This window comes from Caulobacter sp. SSI4214 (assembly GCF_012184455.1).
In the GTDB taxonomy this organism is placed as follows: domain Bacteria; phylum Pseudomonadota; class Alphaproteobacteria; order Caulobacterales; family Caulobacteraceae; genus Caulobacter; species Caulobacter vibrioides_E.
This window is the reverse complement of sequence record NZ_SZWJ01000096.1, coordinates 1-16,030: the sequence shown is the minus strand read 5'-3', so window position 1 is coordinate 16,030 and position 16,030 is coordinate 1. Positions and strand designations below refer to the sequence as shown.

Below are 16,030 nucleotides of genomic sequence, written 5' to 3'. Positions count from 1 at the left end.
GGGCTGACCTCTCCTCCCCGAACGTCAACCTTGCCGCGCGCGGGCTTTCCGTTACCGTCAAGGCCCACAGAACAACGATAACCAGGGAGTGAGACCATGACGCCGCCGGATGGCGCGTCGCCGTCGCGCGACGCCAGCACGGTCGCCTTCAAGCCCCTGCCGATGAAGGGTCCCGACGTCAGCGTCGAGCGGCGCGCCGACGGGACGATCGTGATCACCTCGAACCACGCGCCCGGGGAGGGGCCGCGCTCGATCGCCCACCTGATCGCGGAGAAGGCCGCCGCGCATCCGGATCGTCCGTACATCAAGCAGCGCGAACCCAATCACGGTCCTTGGCGCGAAGTCACCTACGGCCAGGCCCATCGCGCGGTCGAGGGCCTGGCCCAATGGCTGCTGGACCAGGGCCTGACGGGCGCCGACAGCGTCATGATCCTGTCGGGCAATTCGATCGAGCACGCCCTGATGACGCTGGGCGCCTATGCCGCTGGGGTCCCGGCCGCGCCGATCAGCCCGGCCTACAGCCTGATCTCGACCGACCACGCCAAGCTCCGGCACTGTTTCGAGAAGGTCGCGCCGCGCGTCGTCTTCGCCCAGAGCGGCGCGCTGTTCGCCAAGGCCCTGGAGACGCTGAGAGCCATCGACCCGACCCTCGTCCTGGTGACGGTCGACGGGATCGGCGAGGGGGCGATCCCGTTCGCCGAGGTCGCCGCGACGCCGCCGACGCCGGCCGTCGCGGCGGCGCGCGAGGCGGTCGGTCCGGCCACCGTGGCCAAGTTCCTGTTCACCTCCGGCTCGACCGGCCTGCCCAAGGCCGTGCCGCAGACCCACGGCATGATGGCGGGCGTCATCGCCGGCCAGGAGGGGCTGAGGCTGGCCGAGCCCGAGACCGGAGAGGTCCCGCAGAGCCTGGAATGGATGCCCTGGAGCCACATCTCGGCCGGCAATATCGGCTTCAACGCGGTGATCTGGGCCGGCGGCACGCTGCATATCGACGAGGGCAAACCGCTGCCGGGCCTGTTCGAGACGACGATCAAGAACCTTTACGAGGTCTCGCCGGCCGTGTTCGGCTCGGCGCCGATCGCCTTTTCGATGCTGGCCGAGGCGATGGAGAACGATCCCGTCCTGCGGCGCGCGTTTTTCAAGAACCTGCGCTACATGGGCTATGGCGGCGCGACGCTGTCCAACGACGTCTATGAGCGGATCCAGGCGCTCGCCGTGGCCGAGACCGGCCAGCGCATCCCGCTGACGACGATGTATGGCGCGACCGAGACGCAAGGCGTCACCGTCACCCACTGGGTCACCGAGCGGGTCGGGCTGGTGGGCCTGCCGCTGCCGGGCATCCAACTGAAGCTGGCGCCCAGCGGCTCAAAGTACGAGGTGCGGGTCAAGGGACCGACCGTGGCGGCCGGCTACCACAAGGACCCGGAAAGGACGGCGGCGGCCTTCGACGAGGAGGGCTTCTACAAGCTGGGTGACGCGGCGCGGTTCGTCGATCCCGAGGACCCGGCCAAGGGCCTGGTGTTCGACGGCCGGGTGACCGAGGACTTCAAGCTGGACAGCGGCACCTGGGTCAGCGTCGGTGTGCTGCGGCCCGACATCGTCGCCGCCTGCAGCCCCTACATCCACGACGCGGTGATCACCGGGCAGGACAAGCCGTTCATCGGCGCGATGCTGTGGCCCTCGCCGGCCGGACTGGCGGCGCTGGTCGCCGACCCGGGGCCGGGGACGCCGCTGGAGAAGCTGGTCGCCATCGTCCGCGAGCGGCTCTCGGCCTTCAACGACGCCGCCGGCGGTTCGTCGCGGCGGATCGGGCGCTTCACCCTGCTGACCGAGCCGCCCTCGATCGACGCGGGCGAGATCACCGACAAGGGCTACGTGAACCAGCGCGCGACGCTGGAGCGGCGGGCCGATCGGGTCGAGGCGCTTTACGCCAAGACGCCGGGCGACGGCGTCTTCGCCGTCTGACGCCTCACCAGCTCATCCCGGCCCGCACCAGCACCGCGGTCTTGTCCGACTGGCCGATGGCCATCAGGCCGGGCGGCTTGGCCGGCGGGGCCTTGGCGGTCGCGGGCCAGCCGTCGTGATATTCCAGGGCCGCGACCTCGATCTTGCCGGGCGCCGAAGCCGTGAAGCTGAGCGTCACGCCGTTCGGGTCGGGCGCGTAATAGGTCAGGCTGGACCAGGCGCCGGGGGCGGTCGCCAGCGTGACCGGACGTCCGTTCAGGCGCGGCTGGGTGAGCTGGCCGCTGGGACGCAGACGCAGGCTGACAAGCTCCGCGCCGGGGGCGGGGATCAGGCGGATCAGCAGGCGGTCGTCGCTGCGGTCCACGGTCAGCTGCGGCGGGGCGACCGGGGCGGGGCGGCTCTCGGAAATCCAGACCGGATGCGGCCAGAACGGCGGCAGGGCCTGCTTCTTCGGATCCGAACCGCCGTCGTCGGGCAGGGCCGCCTTGGTCCAGGCGTCCAGCTTGGCGGCCTCGGTCAGCCGCCAGGCCTTGCCGGTCGAGAGGTCGGCGACCTGAATGGCGTGGGTCACGGCCGGTCGCGCGGCGTCGCCGCCCACGCGATCGGCGTTGGCGATCAGGCCCAGCCCCGCCACGACCAGCACGCCGGCGGCGCGCCAGGCCCAGCGGGTCGCGGCGAAGTCATGGACCAGGGGCGACAGGGCCGGGGCGGCCAGCATGGCGAACAGGGCCAGGATCGCCGGCTCCATCAGGCCGACGCCGGCGAAGGTCCACGCGCCCCAGGCGGTCAGCTGGGCGGTCGAGAGGATGGCCAGCAGGCCGACGACGACGGTCAGGGCCAGGGCCGCCCGCTTGTCGCGCGTGCCGCCGACGCCGATGACCAGGGCCGCGCCCAGGGCGGCGACCAGCAGCGGCCAGACCAACATCACCGTCGCGCCCGGGGCCAGAACCTGGGCCGCGATCGACAGGGCCAGCAGCACGATCATCCCGCCGATCCAGGCGCCCAGGGCGCCGGTTCTTTGCCCCAACGCCGCCAGGCCGAACACGCAGGTCGCGACGCCGAGACCCAGGCCGACCGCGTCGAGGCCGCCGGCCAGGCTGCACGCGCCGCCGAGAGCCAGGGCGACGACGCAGGGGATGATCCGGTTGGCCCCCCGCGCCTGGGCCGTGGCGACCGCCAGGCCGGCGGCGACCGCGATGCTGGCCGCGCCCCAGAGCAGAGGATCGAAGCGCGTCAGCAGGCGATAGAGCGTCTGGGCGTCCTGGATGGCCAAGGCGCGCCCGACCAGGTGCAGCGCCAGAGCGGCGCTGGAGCCGATCAGCAGCAGGCCCGCCGCGCCTCGGCCGATCTCCCAGCCGCTGGCGGCGCCGGCGGCCAGGGTGCGCGAGGCCGTGAAGCCGATCAGGAAGGCGATCACGCCCAGCAGCACCCAGCCCACCACCGGCGGATAGCTGATCAGCACCAGGCCCAGCAGGTCGGAATAGATGGCGTCGGGCGTCTTGGCCGGCAGCGCGGCGGCGTCGGCCAGGGCGCGCACGGTCGGCAGGGTCTGGTCGCCGATATGCTGCAGGCTGCCCTTCTCGAGATGGGCGGGCGTGGCCAGCGGCGTGTGATAGGCCAGCTGGTCGTCGATGAAGGCCAGGTTCAGGCCCGGCAGGCCCTTGCGCACTGCGTGGGTGAAATCGGTGTCATTGGGCATCTTGCCATACACCGTCGAGGCCAGCGAATTGGCCGACGGCGCCTTGGCGGCGCTGGCGAAGACCCGCATCAGCGACCCGTTGTCCGGACCGGTCTGGAACATCGCCGCCCGACCGGCGTCGCCGCGCGCCTCCATGTTCACCACCAGGCCCACATGGTTCAGCAGCGGGTCGCGGCCGAAGAAGGCGTCGGCGCCCAGCAGGCCCGGTTCCTCGGCGTCGGTGAACAGGAAGATGACGTCGCGGAGCGGCTGGGCGCCGGCCTTCAGGGCGCGGGCGATCTCCAGGGCGGCGGCCACGCCGGCCGTGTCGTCGGCGGCGCCGGGCGAGTTGGGGGCCGAGTCATAGTGGCTCATCACCAGGACCGCCGGCAGGTCGCGGTCCTTGCCGGGCAGGACGCCGACCAGGTTCTGCACGGCGGCCACGGTCAGGGCGCGCGGAGGCTGGCCGTCGGGGCCATTGCGCGACAGGAAGCCCTCACCGGGATGGACCGAGACCTCCAGCCCCACCGCGGCGATGCGGGCCAGCAGATGGTCGCGGACCTTGGCGATCTCGGCCGAGCCGGCGGGGTGGGGCTTCTGGGCGATGGCGGCGACGTCGACGAACGCGCGCTCGGCGGAGAACGCGGTCTCGGGCGCGTTGGCGGCGACCGGCGCCGGCGGCCGCTGGCTCCAGCTCCCCAGGGCCAGGCCCAGGACGAGGCAGATCCAGAACCCCAGAAAGCGGATCGTCTTCATGGGCGCGGCTCCGACGCTTCGAACGATTCCCCCGCGCCCATGCTGATGTGATGCGGCCCGATCGCAAACCCCGCGTCGACGACGCGTCGCGAATTTTCAGGGGACGGAGCCTGTTCGCTTGGGGACCGCGCACGGAAAAGGGCGACCCGGTCCCCCGGATCGCCCTTCCCGCTCCCGAAAGCCGACGGGCCCTGTTCCCAGTCGCCCGCCGGTGTCCCCCTCCCGGTTAGAACTTCGAGCGCAGGGTCACGCCGTAGGTGCGCGGCGCGCCGAGGAACGCATCGTAGGTGATGGTGTCCAGCGCCGGGTTGTAGGTGTTCTGCGTGGCGCTGAGCCCCGAGGAGCCTTGCAGGGTGCCGTTGAAGGCGACCTGCATGTACTTCTCGTTGAACAGGTTCTGAGCCCACAGTTCGACGGTCCAGTGGTCGTCGGCCGAGCCGAGCCCGATGCGGCCGTTCACGACCGTGTAGGCCTTCTGCATCTTGGGCGGGAACAGGTCCGAGCCGGTGTTGTACGAACTGGAGTACTTGGCGCCGATGTTGAAGCGGGCCTTCAGGTTGTCGCCGACCGGGGTCTCGTAGGTCAGCGAGCCCGAGGCCGAGTACTTCGGAGCCAGCGACAGGTTGCTGCCGGGCAGCAGCGCCAGGGCGTTGCCTGGATCGTTCGGGATCGGCTGCTTGCCGTACTTGGTGTCGGCGTAGGTGAAGCCGCTTTGGACCGTCAGGCCGTGGATCGGGGTGAACCACAGGAAGTCGGCGTCGACACCCTTGGAGGTGACCTCGGGGATCGAGCGAACCACGAACGAGGTGCCCAGGAATGTGTTGAGCTGGAAGTCGGTGAACTTCTGATAGAAGCCGCTGACATTGAACAGCACGGTGCGGTGGAACAGCGTGTTCTTCAGGCCGATTTCGTAGCTGTCGACGAACTCGCCCGGGAACGAGGTGTCGTAGATCGGCGCCACGCCGGCCGCGCCCGAGGGCAGACCGTTCGACGACTGGGTGCGGTCCAGGTTGTAGCCGCCGCCCTTGTAGCCGCGCGCGTAGGAGGCGTAGGTGAAGACCTCCGGCGAGATGCGGTACGAAGCCTTGATCGTGCCGCTCCACTCCTTCTCGGTGCGGGTCTGGACGGTGCCGCGGCCGTTGAACAGCGGGTTGGCCCAGGGCAGGCAGAGGTTGCCGATCACCACGCCGGCGTTGGCCGCGCCGACGATGCCGGCGATGCGGGCCTGGCCGGCCGGCGACAGCGCCGTGCCGCAGCCGACGCCGCCGTCGCTGTTGGTCTGGTAGGTGTTGAGCTTCTTGTCTTCCGAGGTGTAGCGCAGGCCGCCCGTGATCTCGAACGCGTCGGTCACGTGCCAGGTGTCGTTGGTGAACAGGGCGATCGAACGGGCGCGCTGGTCGTAGCGGTCATAGATGCCCTGGCCGGCGGGGAACGAGGTGTTCGGCGCGCGGTTCAGCAGAAGAGCGATGAAGTTGGCGATGCCGGCCGGATTGGCCGCCGAGCGTGACAGCAGGCGGCCCAGATACTGCTCGTAGTCATTGCCGTAGAGGAAGTTGGTGCGGTTCTCCAGGCGTTCGTCCGCCAGGAAGGTCCCGACCATCCAGTCGAACTTGTCGGTCTTGCCGGCCAGGCGCAGTTCCTGGCTGTAGGTGGTGAACTTCGAGTAGTTGGTGCCGTCCTTGTTGCGATAGGCCAGGTCGGCGAGGCTGAAGTCGGAGTCCTGGCCGTTGTCGGTCCGCCACTGGCGAATGGCCGAGACGCTGGTCAGCGTGCCGATCGGCAGCTCGATGTCGCCTTGCAGCGACACGCCCTTGTCCGTGATCGTGGCCGGAGCGCCGCGGTTCGAATAGGCGATCCGGGCGTAGGGGTTGGCGGTCGTGGCAACCGGCGTGGCCTGACCCGAGACCAGGGCCAGGATGCCTGCGGTCGGACCGGTGCGGATCTGCACCGCGCCGCAGCAGTTCTCGTTGCGCTTGGTGTAGTCGCCGATCACGCGGAACGTGGCCTTGTCATCCGGGATGAACAGCAACTGGCCGCGCACGGTGTAGAAGTTGGAATCGGCGTCCTGGTCGCGCTTGGAGGGACCCTGGCCGGTGACCACGTCGTTAAAGCCGTCGCGCTTGCGACCGGCGACGTAGAGGCGGCCGGCCAGCTTGTCGCCGGCCAGCGGACCGGTGACCGACAGGGCCACGCCCTTGGCGTTGTAGTTGCCGAAGGTCAGCTCGCCATTGGCGCCGAAATTGAACTCGGGCTGCTTGGTGACGACGTTGATGACGCCGGCCGAGGTGTTCTTGCCGAACAGGGTGCCTTGCGGCCCCTTCAGCACTTCGATCCGCTCCATCTCGCCCAGGTCGCCGAAACCGACGCCGTTGCGGGGACGATAGACGCCATCGATCACCACGCCGACCGAGCTTTCCAGGCCGGGGTTGTCGCCGACGGTGCCGACGCCGCGCACGCGCGCGGTGGTCGAGGCCTCCGACGAGGTCGAGGTGACCGTCAGGCCGGGGGTCAGGATCGTCAGATCCTTGATGTCCTTGACGCCGGTGTCTTGCAGCAGCTTGGCGCCGACGGCGGTCACGACGACCGGCACGTCCTGCAGGTTCTGTTCCCGCTTCTGGGCGGTGACGACGATGCTGTCGACGGTTTGGACGTCGCTCGCGGCTTGTTGGGCCTGCGCGGCGCTGGCGGCGCCAAGACCGGCGAGGACGACAGCGGACGCAGTGCCGCAAAGCACCTGGGTGAAGCGCATTTCCTACCTCGGTTGTTTGGCCAAGAGCGCTTGCCCGCCCCCGGCTCGTTTTTCGTTGCTCCGCCCGAACGATTGTTCGAATGGATAGCAAAGGGTTAGGCGCCGCTCCCGGCCTCGGCAAGCAAAATTCCCTTTTTTCCTAAGGTTCCGTGACAGTCTGTTGCCGGGAAGCGACAATGTTCCCGTGGCGTCATCGAAATTCGAAACGGCCTTGCGCGAGGGGCGAGCCGGCCTCATCTGGCGACCATGAGCTTCACGCCCGCCTACCGTCCTGACCCGCGTTTCCAGGCCTTGGGAGGCGACTTCGCCGATCCGGTCCAGCCGGCCGATTTCCCGGAGACCGTCCTGCGCTTCCGCAACGATCGGGCGGCCGCGACCGTGGGGCTGGAGGCGCTGGATGACGCCGCCTGGATCCGTCACTTCGGCCGCTTCGATCCGCTGCCGGACAACCAGTCGGTCCCGCTGGCCATGCGCTATCACGGCCACCAGTTCCGCGTTTACAACCCCGACCTCGGCGACGGACGGGGCTTCCTGTTCGCCCAGGCCCGGGAGCGCGGGACGGACCGCCTGCTGGACCTGGCGACCAAGGGTTCTGGCCAGACGCCGTGGTCGCGGGCCGGCGATGGTCGCCTGACCCTGAAGGGCGGGGTGCGCGAGATCCTGGCCGCCACGCTGCTGGAGGCGCTGGGCGCGCCGACGTCGCGGGCCTTTTCGCTGATCGAGACCGGCGAGGCGCTGACGCGCGGGGACGAGCCCAGTCCGACGCGCTCGGCCGTCCTGACCCGCCTGTCGCACAGCCATATCCGGTTCGGGACGTTCCAGCGCCTGGCCTATTTCGAGCGGCGCGACCTGATCGTCCGGCTGATCGACCATGTGGTCGAGCTCTACTATCCGGAGCTGGCGGACGCGCCGGATCGGCCGGCGGCGCTGATGGAGGCGGTGGTCGCCGCCAGCGCGCGCCTGCTGGCCCGCTGGATGGCGGCGGGCTTCGTGCACGGGGTGCTCAACACCGACAACATGGTGGTGACCGGCGAAAGCTTCGACTACGGGCCCTGGCGCTTCCTGCCGCGCAACGATCCGAACTTCACGGCCGCCTATTTCGACCACCAGGGCCTCTATAGCTTCGGCCGTCAGCCCGAGGCGGTGTTCTGGAACCTTCAGCAACTGGCGGCCTGCCTGACCCTGGTCACCGATCAGCAAGGCTTGCTCGCGGCCCTGAACGGCTTTTCCGACGCCTATCGGACCGCTTTGCGGGCCGCGATCCTGGATCGGCTGGGCGTCCGGAGCCGAGGGGCCGAGGCCGATATCGAGCTGGTCAACAGCGCCTTCCGGGCCCTCGCCGAGGGCGGGGAGGGGTTGCGGTGGGAGCCGTTCTTCTTTGACTGGTTCGGCGGCGACGCCTCGACCGGCCGGGCGATGGACGGTCCGCGCGCCGAGCTCTACCGCGCGGAAGCCTTCGAGATCTTCCGTCGACGACTGGCGGCGTTCGAGCCCGACCGGCCCGAGCGTCTGGCCGATCCGGTCTTCCAGCGACCGGAGCCCGAGGAACTGATTATCGAGGAGGTCGAATCACTCTGGGCCCCGATCGCCGCGGAAGACGATTGGGGGCCGCTTCACGCCAAGCTGGACCGGATCGAGTCGGCGAGAAGGGCCTACGACCTGGGGGCGGGCGGCGACAAAAAAGCCGCGAGCTGAATTTTTTCGTGCGCATCCGGAACAATCGTCAAGGTTCCGTCTTACAACTTCGGCAGAGTGGCCTGATGAACGCTGCATGGAGAGACCAGATGCGCTTCTTCCAACCGATCATGCTGGTCTGCGCCGTGGCCATGTCGTTCGTCGGCGCCCTGGGCATCCCGGGTTGCGCCCGCGCCATCGGCGAATGCCTGCGCGACCGCCCCGAGCCGGCCTGAGCCTAGAGCCTTATCCGCTCGAATGGAATCATTCGAGCGGAAAAATAAGGCTCTAAATCAAACATTTAGAGCGTGATAACCGCCGAAACCGCTTACACTTTCGGCTATCACGCTCTAACGTTCTACGCGCTGAGCGCCGTCGGCTCGGCGAGGGTCCGGAGCTGCAGGCCCCGACGCGCCTCCACGCGGAACGCGCCCATGAAGCTGTCCAGGAAGCGCCAAGCGTCTTCGTCATGGTCCAGATGATGGGTCAATAGACCGATCGGCTGACTCCATTGGCCTGTGACGCGACGCTGGGCCAGCAGCTTGCGCATCCGCGCCAGAAAGCGCCAGGTCCCGCGAAACCGCGCGCCGCCCTTCCAGCGCAGCACGTCCAAATGGGCGTCGAGGCGCGAGACGCCGTCCGCTTCGCTGACGCCTTGCGCGAAGCCCGAGACCGCGCGGATGGGCGTCTCGGACAGGGCGGTGATCAGCTGCGGCTTCAGATTATTCCATGGCGGCACGAACAGGGTCGGCGCGGCGCCGGCGTCGTGGAACCGCGTCACCGTGGCCTGTAGCTGGTCGAGAACCCAGTCCACGCTGTCGCTCTCGACGACCTCGCCGAAGCCTTGGCCTTCCGGCTGGCGATTGATGTGCTGGAAGCCGTGCACGGCGATCTCGATATCGGGCTGGTCTTGGCACCGACGCACCAGGGAGGCCAGGTTCGGCCCGGCGACGGCCGCGACCGTCAACGGGGCGCCATGCCGCCGCGACAGGTCCAGAAGCCTCTCCAGCGCGGGTGTGGGCTCGCGCGCGTCGTCGTCACGCCACCAAAGCACGGGCGTTCGGCCTGCCTTGGCCCAGAGATGGAGTTCCGGTCCCAGCGCCAGGCGGAAGACCAGGGGCGAACGCGCCAGCATGGGCGGGTCTATTGTCCGACGACCTCGACGCGGCGCAGCGGCAGGCGGGTTGGGGCCGGGGCGGGGCGCGTCTCGGCCAGGCTGGCCTTGGCGCGCGTGCGCAGAATTTCACGGGCCCGGAGGTTCGACAGGATCGGATAGAGGGCGGCCATCAGCGCGATCAGGAAGCCCAGCTCGCCTTCCTTGTAGCCCTTGCGCGAGACGTAGCACTTGAAGAACCGGCGCACGCCCCGGAAGGCGTCGTCGCCCACGCTCTTGATCTTGCCGCTGTCGGCCAGATCCTGGGCCTTCAGGGCGGTGTAGCGGCCCAGGCGAGCGAACATGTCGGCGATATCCTCGTCGACCATGTGCCGCAGCGGTTGGGTCAGGCGACCGCCCGACACGCCGTCCAGCTTGGCGCCCGGATGGACGCGCTCGGCCTTCCACGACTTCATGCCGCGACGGAACAGGCGCGCGGCCGACGCGGTGCCGAACGAGCCGCCCCAACCGTGGCGAACCAGTTGGTCGCCGACATAGTTGTCGATCGGGATCTGGTACCAGTCGGCGGCGTCGGCGCGCTCGACGGTGTCGCGGATTTCCTGGGCGAAGGCGGGGGTCACGCCTTCGTCGGCGTCCAGCTCCAGAATCCAGTCGCCGGTGCAACGGGCGATGCCGGCGTGCTTGCGGGGGCCTTCGATCGGGAAGATGCCCGATACGACGACGGCGCCGTACTGGCGGGCGATGGCTTCGGTGCCGTCGCTGCAACGGTCGGCGACCACGACGATCTCATCGCAGAACGACAGAGCCGCCAGGCAGGCGGGCAGGCGCTGCTCTTCGTTGTGGACGCAAATGAGCGCCGAAAGCTTGGCCATCACGGTTCCTCGTCTGAGCGATCACGCCCCCGCGATCACCCTCGATGTGATGACGCCGCGAGATCGGGCCGCCCCCCAGGGCGCGCTTTTAAGAATCTCGTAAGCTTTGTGACGGCGTCCCCAATCCGGGTTTTTCGTGACTAGAAATTGGCCGTCAGTGAAAAGCTCCACGTGCGCGGGCGTTGCGGCGTGACCTGGCGCACCTGGCCGAAGCTGAAGGGGTTGCCATAGGCGAAGGTGTCGCTGGAGCTGTTCCAGGGGTTGCTGACGAACAGCGCCGCGCGCCACCGGTCGGTCATCACCTGGGCCGAAAGCTTGCCGGTGTAGTAGCCGGCCATCGACGGCGAGTAGCGCGGATCGAAGGTCAGGCGCGACTTGCCGATATAGCCGGTCTCGGCGGTCAGCATCAGGGTGGCGTGCGTCAGGATCGCGCGCTGGTAGGTAATCAAACTGCCGAACGAGACGTCGGGAACGCCGGGCAGGCTGGCCGTGTTGGCGATGCCATAGCCCGGCGCGATGTTGGTCAGCTTGGGGCGGTTGAACAAGGCGTTGCCCGAAATCGTCAGATGCCGCGTGGCGCGCCAGGCGGCTTCCACCTCCAGGCCCTTGTTGCGGCCATTGCCGATATTGGCCGTGTAGGACAGGCCCGAGCTGAAATACTGGTCGGTCTGGATGTCGCGCCAGTCGTCGTAGAACAAGGCCGTGCGCAGGTTGACCCGTCCATTCCAGGGGTTGAGCGTCGCCCCGACCTCGTAGTTGCGCAGATGATCGGGGCTGAAGACCCGCAGGCTGGCGCTGGGCTTGGCCAGTCCCCCGGAGTTGAAGCCCCCGGCGCGATAGCCTTCCGAGGTCAGGATGTAGATCAGGCCGCCGCCGGCCAGGTCGCGCTGCAGCGACAGCTTGGGCGAGAAGCCGTTGAAGGTGGCCTTGCGATCCAGGTCGCGCGACTGGCCGGGCGGCGGGGCCAGCACATAGGATCGGGTGTGCACCGTCGTCTTGAACGACCGCCCGCCCGCCGCGATCTTCCAGCCGCCGCCCAGGTCGTAGGTCGCTTCGCCATAGAGGGCGTATTCGTTCAGCCGGTCCTTGCGGTCCTCGTCATAGACGCTGCGGGTCACGCCGCTGGAGCGGGCCCGCAGCTCGGCGTCGCCCTGCTCGATGCTGGTCGCCGTGAAGGCGCCGATCATCCAGCGGAAGCGGCCGACCGCGGGACCGGTATAGAGGGCGTCCTCGACGGCCATGCGCACATGGGCCAGCTCGTCGTAGAGGCCCAGCTCCACGGCGCGTCCGTCGAACTGGGTGACGGCCAGGGTGGCGTCGTAGCGACTGGCGTACTGGTGATCGACATAGCCGGTCACCGAGACGAAACGGCCCCAGTCGCCCGACCCGCTGATCCGCAGCGAGGTCTCGGCGAGGCGGTTGTAGTGGGTTTCGCGCACCTGGTTCGCGCGGCGGGGGCCGCCGGGCGCCAGGGTCACGTACTGGGTGTCGTTGGACGAGACCTTCTGGCCGGCGGCGGCGAGCTTGACTTCCCATTGGCCAAGCTCCGCGCGCCACGCCAGGCGACCGCCCCGGCGCGTGGTCTTGTCGACGTTGGACAGGCGGAGATTGACGTCGTCCAGATAGCCGCCATCGACGTCGTAGTAGTAGGCGCCGCGCAGGGCCGACTTCTGGCCGATGGGCACGTTGGCCACGCCTTCCAGACGGTGGCTGGGCGAGCCGGATTCGGTGAAGGCGTAGGCGGCCGTGACCGAGGCCGAATAGGCGCCAAGCTCGGGCGCTCGGGTGACGATCCGATAGATGCCGCTCAGCGAGCCGCCGCCATAAAGCGCCCCCTGCGGGCCGCGCAGCACCTCGACGCGGTCGACGTCGATCAGGCGCAGGTCGGGATCGGGCGCGTTATAGTTGACCGGGACATCGTCGAGATAGGTGCCGACCGTCGATTGGGTTCGCCCGGTGAACGTGCCGTCCGACAGGCCGCGCAGCAGGATCTTGTTGCGCGCCGCGCCGAGGTTGGTGGTGATGAAGCCGGCCGTCTGGCGAGCCACCGAGCCGGTCTCGTCGACACCGGTGTCTTGCAACTGAGGAGACCCGATCACGCTGACGCCGCCCGGCAGGCTGCCCAGGCGCGCCGGACGCTTGCCGGCGCTGATGATCAGCGGCGCCAGGGGGGCGATCGGTTCGTCCGTCGAGGGCGCGCGCACGGCGATCACCGCGCGCTCGGGGGCGGCGGGACGCGCGGCGGTGAAGCGGATCGTGCGGCTGTCGACAAAGGCGTAGGCGCAGCCCCGGTCGCGGATGACGCGGTCAAGCGCCTCGCGCAGGGTGAACTGGCCCGACAACGGCGTGGCCTTGCCCTTGCAGGCCTCGACGCCGCCCATTGACACGCCCATGCGCGCGCCCAGGTCGATCAAGGTTTCGGCGACGGTGGCCTTGCGGATGTCCAGACGCACGCGCGCGTCGGCGGCGATCGCGTTGCGACCGCTGACGCCCAGGCCCAGAATGCTGGCGGCGACGAGGAGCAGGGCCCGGCTCAGGGGCGGACCCGCTCAAGAACGTCAATTCGGGGCGGACGGCCTTCCGCGCAGGACAATCGCATCATCGGTCGGCGTCGCCGAAATCGGCATCAGGCTGGTCAAGCGACGGACCATCGCATCCTGACCATCCACGATCAATACGCCAGAGAAGCGGAGCGCGGCGGTGTTTTCACCCTCGAGGCGAACGGGGCGGTCGAAATAGTGATTCATGTCCGCGACGATCCGGCTGAGCGGCTGGTCGCGATAGATTAGGCGGCCCGAGCGCCAGCCGACCTGGTCATCGGCCGAAACATTGGTGACGGTGACGCCCGAGGCGCCTTCCACATGTTCCAGCATCTGGCCCGGGCGCAGACGAACGGGGGTGTCGTCGCCGTCGGTCGAGACCTCGACCAAGCCGCGCAGCACGGTGACGCTGAGTTGGCCGTCGCGACGACGGACGTCGAACTTGGTGCCGACCACGCGCACGGTTTCGTCGCCGGCGCTGATCAGGAAGGGACGGGCCTTATCGTGGGCCACGTCGAAAAGCGCCTGGCCGTCATGAACCGTGACGCGGCGGGCGTCCTTTTCGAGACGCACCGAAATGCGGGAGTCGGTGTTCAGGTCGATGTGGCTGCCGTCGGCCAACTGCACGCCGCGGCTTTCGCCCCGGGCCGTGGAATACAGCGTGTCGGCCTGCGGCAGCATCTCGCCCCAGGGCGCGATGGCCAGGGCGACGGCCGCCGCGGCCCCCGCGACGCCCAGACCGCCCAGCCAACGCCAGTCGATCGAAAAGGCCCGCTTGGCCGCGGCGCGCCTCGGTTCGGCCAATTCCCCCCGGAGGGCCGAACCGCGCTGAAAGATTTCCTCGTCGATGGCCTGGACGGCGTCATACGCCGCCTGAGCGCCCGGCTCGATCAGCCAGGCGTCGAACGCCAGCCAGTCGGTCTCTTCGACCTCCGGCCGCTGCAGTCGGGTCAGCCACTCGGCCGCCTCTTGCAGATGTTGCGCTGACCGGCTCATCCGGCGTTGCTCCGACGAGGATCCATCATCCCCAAGACCGTAGACGTCGCCGCGAAGCATCGTCCCCCATGTGCGTCCGCATAATTCATCGCAGCCGCCTCGTGAGCGTCTTCAGAGCGGAGCTGATATGTTTTTCCACCGTGCTGACGCTGATTCCCATGCGACGCGCTGTCTCAGCGTGGCTGTGGCCGTCCAGCTTGTGCAGCTGGAAGGCCTGACGGGTCTTTTCCGGCAGCTCTTGAACCGCTTCGACCAAGGCGCGCAGCCGCTGGCGTCCAGCCACCACTTCGTCGGCGGGGGGCTCGTCGGTCACTTCATGTCCGGCGATGGTCGAGGTGTTGACGGCGCGCCAATCGTTGTCGCGCGCCCCGGCGCGCTTCTGGCTGCGCATCCGGTCCAGCATCAGGTTCGAGCCGATCCTGTGCAACAGCGCCGAGGGATTATCGACGGGACCGAGATTCTCCATGCCGCTGATGCGGATATAGAGATCCTGGACGAGATCCTCGGCCTCGGCGCGAGAGCCCAGGCGCGCGGCGAAGAAGCGCACCAGATTGGCGCGCTTTTCCTCGTACAGGCCCAGCAGAACGGCCTTGTCCGAGTCCGTCACGCTCAAAAGGTCACCACCCGCGTCAGCCAATCGCCGCCCCTTTTCCCGGGGCGGCACTATCCATCTTTTTTACGGAAAGACGATCGCTTAGTTGCGAAGACGCCTTTCCCGCCTCGCGGCGCAAATAAGCCGATCAGCATGGCGGAAAAAGGCCCATGGCGACGCTTGGGTTCCCGCGCGAGAGATTTCGCGCGGGAAGAGAGCCCAATTCGGGTTTGCCAAGTCGGACCCGTGACGAAATGTCGCGGCGGGCGCTTGCCGCGCGCGCGGGGGAAGAGGTCGGCCTGGCGACAATGTAATCCATTGTAAAGGCGGGGCGATCGCGCCTTGGCGCGGCGGCCGTCTTGCTTTTAGTCCTCTTCTTCATCGAGCGAGGGGAGTTTAGGTCGAGCCATGGCCCAGTACGGCGCGACACGGCCGGGCGTTTCCGCCACCGGCGTTGCGAAGCCGCGACGCGTCTGGTCTCCGGCTCCTCTGGTCGTCGCCGCGGCGGCTTTGATCTGGGCGCTGCTGTTCGTGGCGGCGGCGGTCATTCACGCCTGGCTGGCCTGAGCCGGCGGCGCTATCGTTCCGACATTGAAGACACCTGGGGGCGATTGATCATGCGCGGACGCGTTCTTGTTCTGGCCGGCGCGTGCCTGGCGATGCTGAGCGCGTGCGCCGCGCCCCGCGCGGTGGGGCAGGGCGACCTTTCCGCGCTGCGGGGCGTCAGCCTCGCCCCTTTCGCCAGCCAGGCCGACGGCGCCGACGCGGCCTTCGCCAAGGCCGTGCAGGCTCGCGCCGTCGAGCGGCTGAGCGCGGCGGCGGGCGGCGCGAACGGCGGCGGCAAGGCCGGGTCCGCCTATCTGGTCCAGGTCGGCGTGGCGACCGCGCCGTCGAGTCTGGGCGTTTCCAGCGCCTCGGGTTCCCTGGACGCCTCGGCCTGGCGCAGCGCGCCCCCCAAGGCTCGGCCCTGGAGCCGTAAGGGCCCCGTCCGCGTCGTCACCCTGGCCGTCGTCGACCCCGCCACGGGCAAGACGGTGGCCTGGTCGTCGATCCGGCAGCGCAAGGGCGAGCCGGCGGCGACGGCCGACCAACTG

At 68.8% G+C, this 16,030-nt stretch carries 12 protein-coding genes; 5 read left to right on the top strand and 7 right to left on the bottom strand.

Annotation, left to right across the window (positions count from 1 at the left end):
• Window positions 1-96: 96 nt before the first annotated feature.
• A complete protein-coding gene (locus tag FCU40_RS19650; RefSeq protein ID WP_168077260.1) occupies window positions 97-1,965 on the top strand; it encodes an AMP-binding protein in 1,869 nt (622 codons plus the stop codon).
• A gap of 4 nt (window positions 1,966-1,969) precedes the next feature.
• Here FCU40_RS19650 and FCU40_RS19645 read toward each other — a convergent pair whose 3' ends face one another.
• Together FCU40_RS19645 and FCU40_RS19640 are read right to left on the bottom strand one after the other, a co-directional pair.
• Window positions 1,970-4,399 (bottom strand): M20/M25/M40 family metallo-hydrolase, encoded by a 2,430-nt coding sequence (locus FCU40_RS19645; protein ID WP_168077258.1) that lies wholly within the window; start codon window positions 4,397-4,399, stop codon window positions 1,970-1,972.
• A 226-nt stretch (window positions 4,400-4,625) separates the two neighbouring features.
• A complete protein-coding gene (locus FCU40_RS19640) occupies window positions 4,626-7,148 on the bottom strand; it encodes a TonB-dependent receptor (RefSeq protein ID WP_168077256.1) in 2,523 nt (840 codons plus the stop codon).
• 246 nt (window positions 7,149-7,394) lie between these two features.
• On the opposite strand from FCU40_RS19640, the gene FCU40_RS19635 reads away from it, so the two are divergent.
• Both FCU40_RS19635 and FCU40_RS19630 read left to right on the top strand, forming a co-directional pair.
• Window positions 7,395-8,843, top strand: coding sequence for a YdiU family protein (locus FCU40_RS19635; protein WP_168077254.1), 1,449 nt, complete (start codon window positions 7,395-7,397; stop codon window positions 8,841-8,843).
• 89 nt (window positions 8,844-8,932) lie between these two features.
• On the top strand, window positions 8,933-9,058 hold the full coding sequence (locus FCU40_RS19630; protein WP_004616452.1) for a hypothetical protein: 126 nt from the start codon (window positions 8,933-8,935) through the stop codon (window positions 9,056-9,058).
• A 122-nt stretch (window positions 9,059-9,180) separates the two neighbouring features.
• Here the strand turns inward: FCU40_RS19630 and FCU40_RS19625 are convergent, their stop codons facing one another.
• From FCU40_RS19625 to FCU40_RS19605, 5 genes are all read right to left on the bottom strand, one after another.
• Window positions 9,181-9,957, bottom strand: a complete 777-nt coding sequence (locus FCU40_RS19625; RefSeq protein WP_168077252.1) for a polysaccharide deacetylase family protein — start codon at window positions 9,955-9,957, stop codon at window positions 9,181-9,183.
• Between the two features lie 8 nt (window positions 9,958-9,965).
• On the bottom strand, window positions 9,966-10,808 hold the full coding sequence (locus FCU40_RS19620; protein ID WP_004616448.1) for a glycosyltransferase family 2 protein: 843 nt from the start codon (window positions 10,806-10,808) through the stop codon (window positions 9,966-9,968).
• 140 nt (window positions 10,809-10,948) lie between these two features.
• A complete protein-coding gene (locus FCU40_RS19615; protein ID WP_168077250.1) occupies window positions 10,949-13,261 on the bottom strand; it encodes a TonB-dependent receptor in 2,313 nt (770 codons plus the stop codon).
• Window positions 13,262-13,366: 105 nt separating this feature from the next.
• Window positions 13,367-14,344, bottom strand: coding sequence for a FecR domain-containing protein (locus FCU40_RS19610; RefSeq protein ID WP_168077248.1), 978 nt, complete (start codon window positions 14,342-14,344; stop codon window positions 13,367-13,369).
• An 85-nt stretch (window positions 14,345-14,429) separates the two neighbouring features.
• Window positions 14,430-14,951: an RNA polymerase sigma factor gene (locus FCU40_RS19605; RefSeq protein ID WP_241693657.1), complete on the bottom strand. Its 522-nt coding sequence runs from the start codon at window positions 14,949-14,951 to the stop codon at window positions 14,430-14,432.
• A gap of 393 nt (window positions 14,952-15,344) precedes the next feature.
• Between FCU40_RS19605 and FCU40_RS19600 the strand changes: the two genes are divergently transcribed.
• On the top strand, window positions 15,345-15,503 hold the full coding sequence (locus FCU40_RS19600) for a hypothetical protein (protein WP_168077246.1): 159 nt from the start codon (window positions 15,345-15,347) through the stop codon (window positions 15,501-15,503).
• Window positions 15,504-15,553: 50 nt separating this feature from the next.
• Window positions 15,554-16,030, top strand: a 477-nt coding sequence (locus tag FCU40_RS19595; protein WP_168077244.1) for a hypothetical protein, incomplete at its 3' end; no start/stop codon positions are given.

Bases quoted from the DNA above. Each gene is read 5' to 3' on its own strand.
- FCU40_RS19650 (WP_168077260.1), top strand. From the start codon at position 97: ATGACGCCGCCGGATGGCGCGTCGCCGTCGCGCGACGCCAGCACGGTC.
- FCU40_RS19645 (WP_168077258.1), bottom strand. From the start codon at position 4,399: ATGAAGACGATCCGCTTTCTGGGGTTCTGGATCTGCCTCGTCCTGGGC.
- FCU40_RS19640 (WP_168077256.1), bottom strand. From the start codon at position 7,148: ATGCGCTTCACCCAGGTGCTTTGCGGCACTGCGTCCGCTGTCGTCCTC.
- FCU40_RS19635 (WP_168077254.1), top strand. From the start codon at position 7,395: ATGAGCTTCACGCCCGCCTACCGTCCTGACCCGCGTTTCCAGGCCTTG.
- FCU40_RS19630 (WP_004616452.1), top strand. From the start codon at position 8,933: ATGCGCTTCTTCCAACCGATCATGCTGGTCTGCGCCGTGGCCATGTCG.
- FCU40_RS19625 (WP_168077252.1), bottom strand. From the start codon at position 9,957: ATGCTGGCGCGTTCGCCCCTGGTCTTCCGCCTGGCGCTGGGACCGGAA.
- FCU40_RS19620 (WP_004616448.1), bottom strand. From the start codon at position 10,808: ATGGCCAAGCTTTCGGCGCTCATTTGCGTCCACAACGAAGAGCAGCGC.
- FCU40_RS19610 (WP_168077248.1), bottom strand. From the start codon at position 14,344: ATGAGCCGGTCAGCGCAACATCTGCAAGAGGCGGCCGAGTGGCTGACC.
- FCU40_RS19600 (WP_168077246.1), top strand. From the start codon at position 15,345: ATGGCCCAGTACGGCGCGACACGGCCGGGCGTTTCCGCCACCGGCGTT.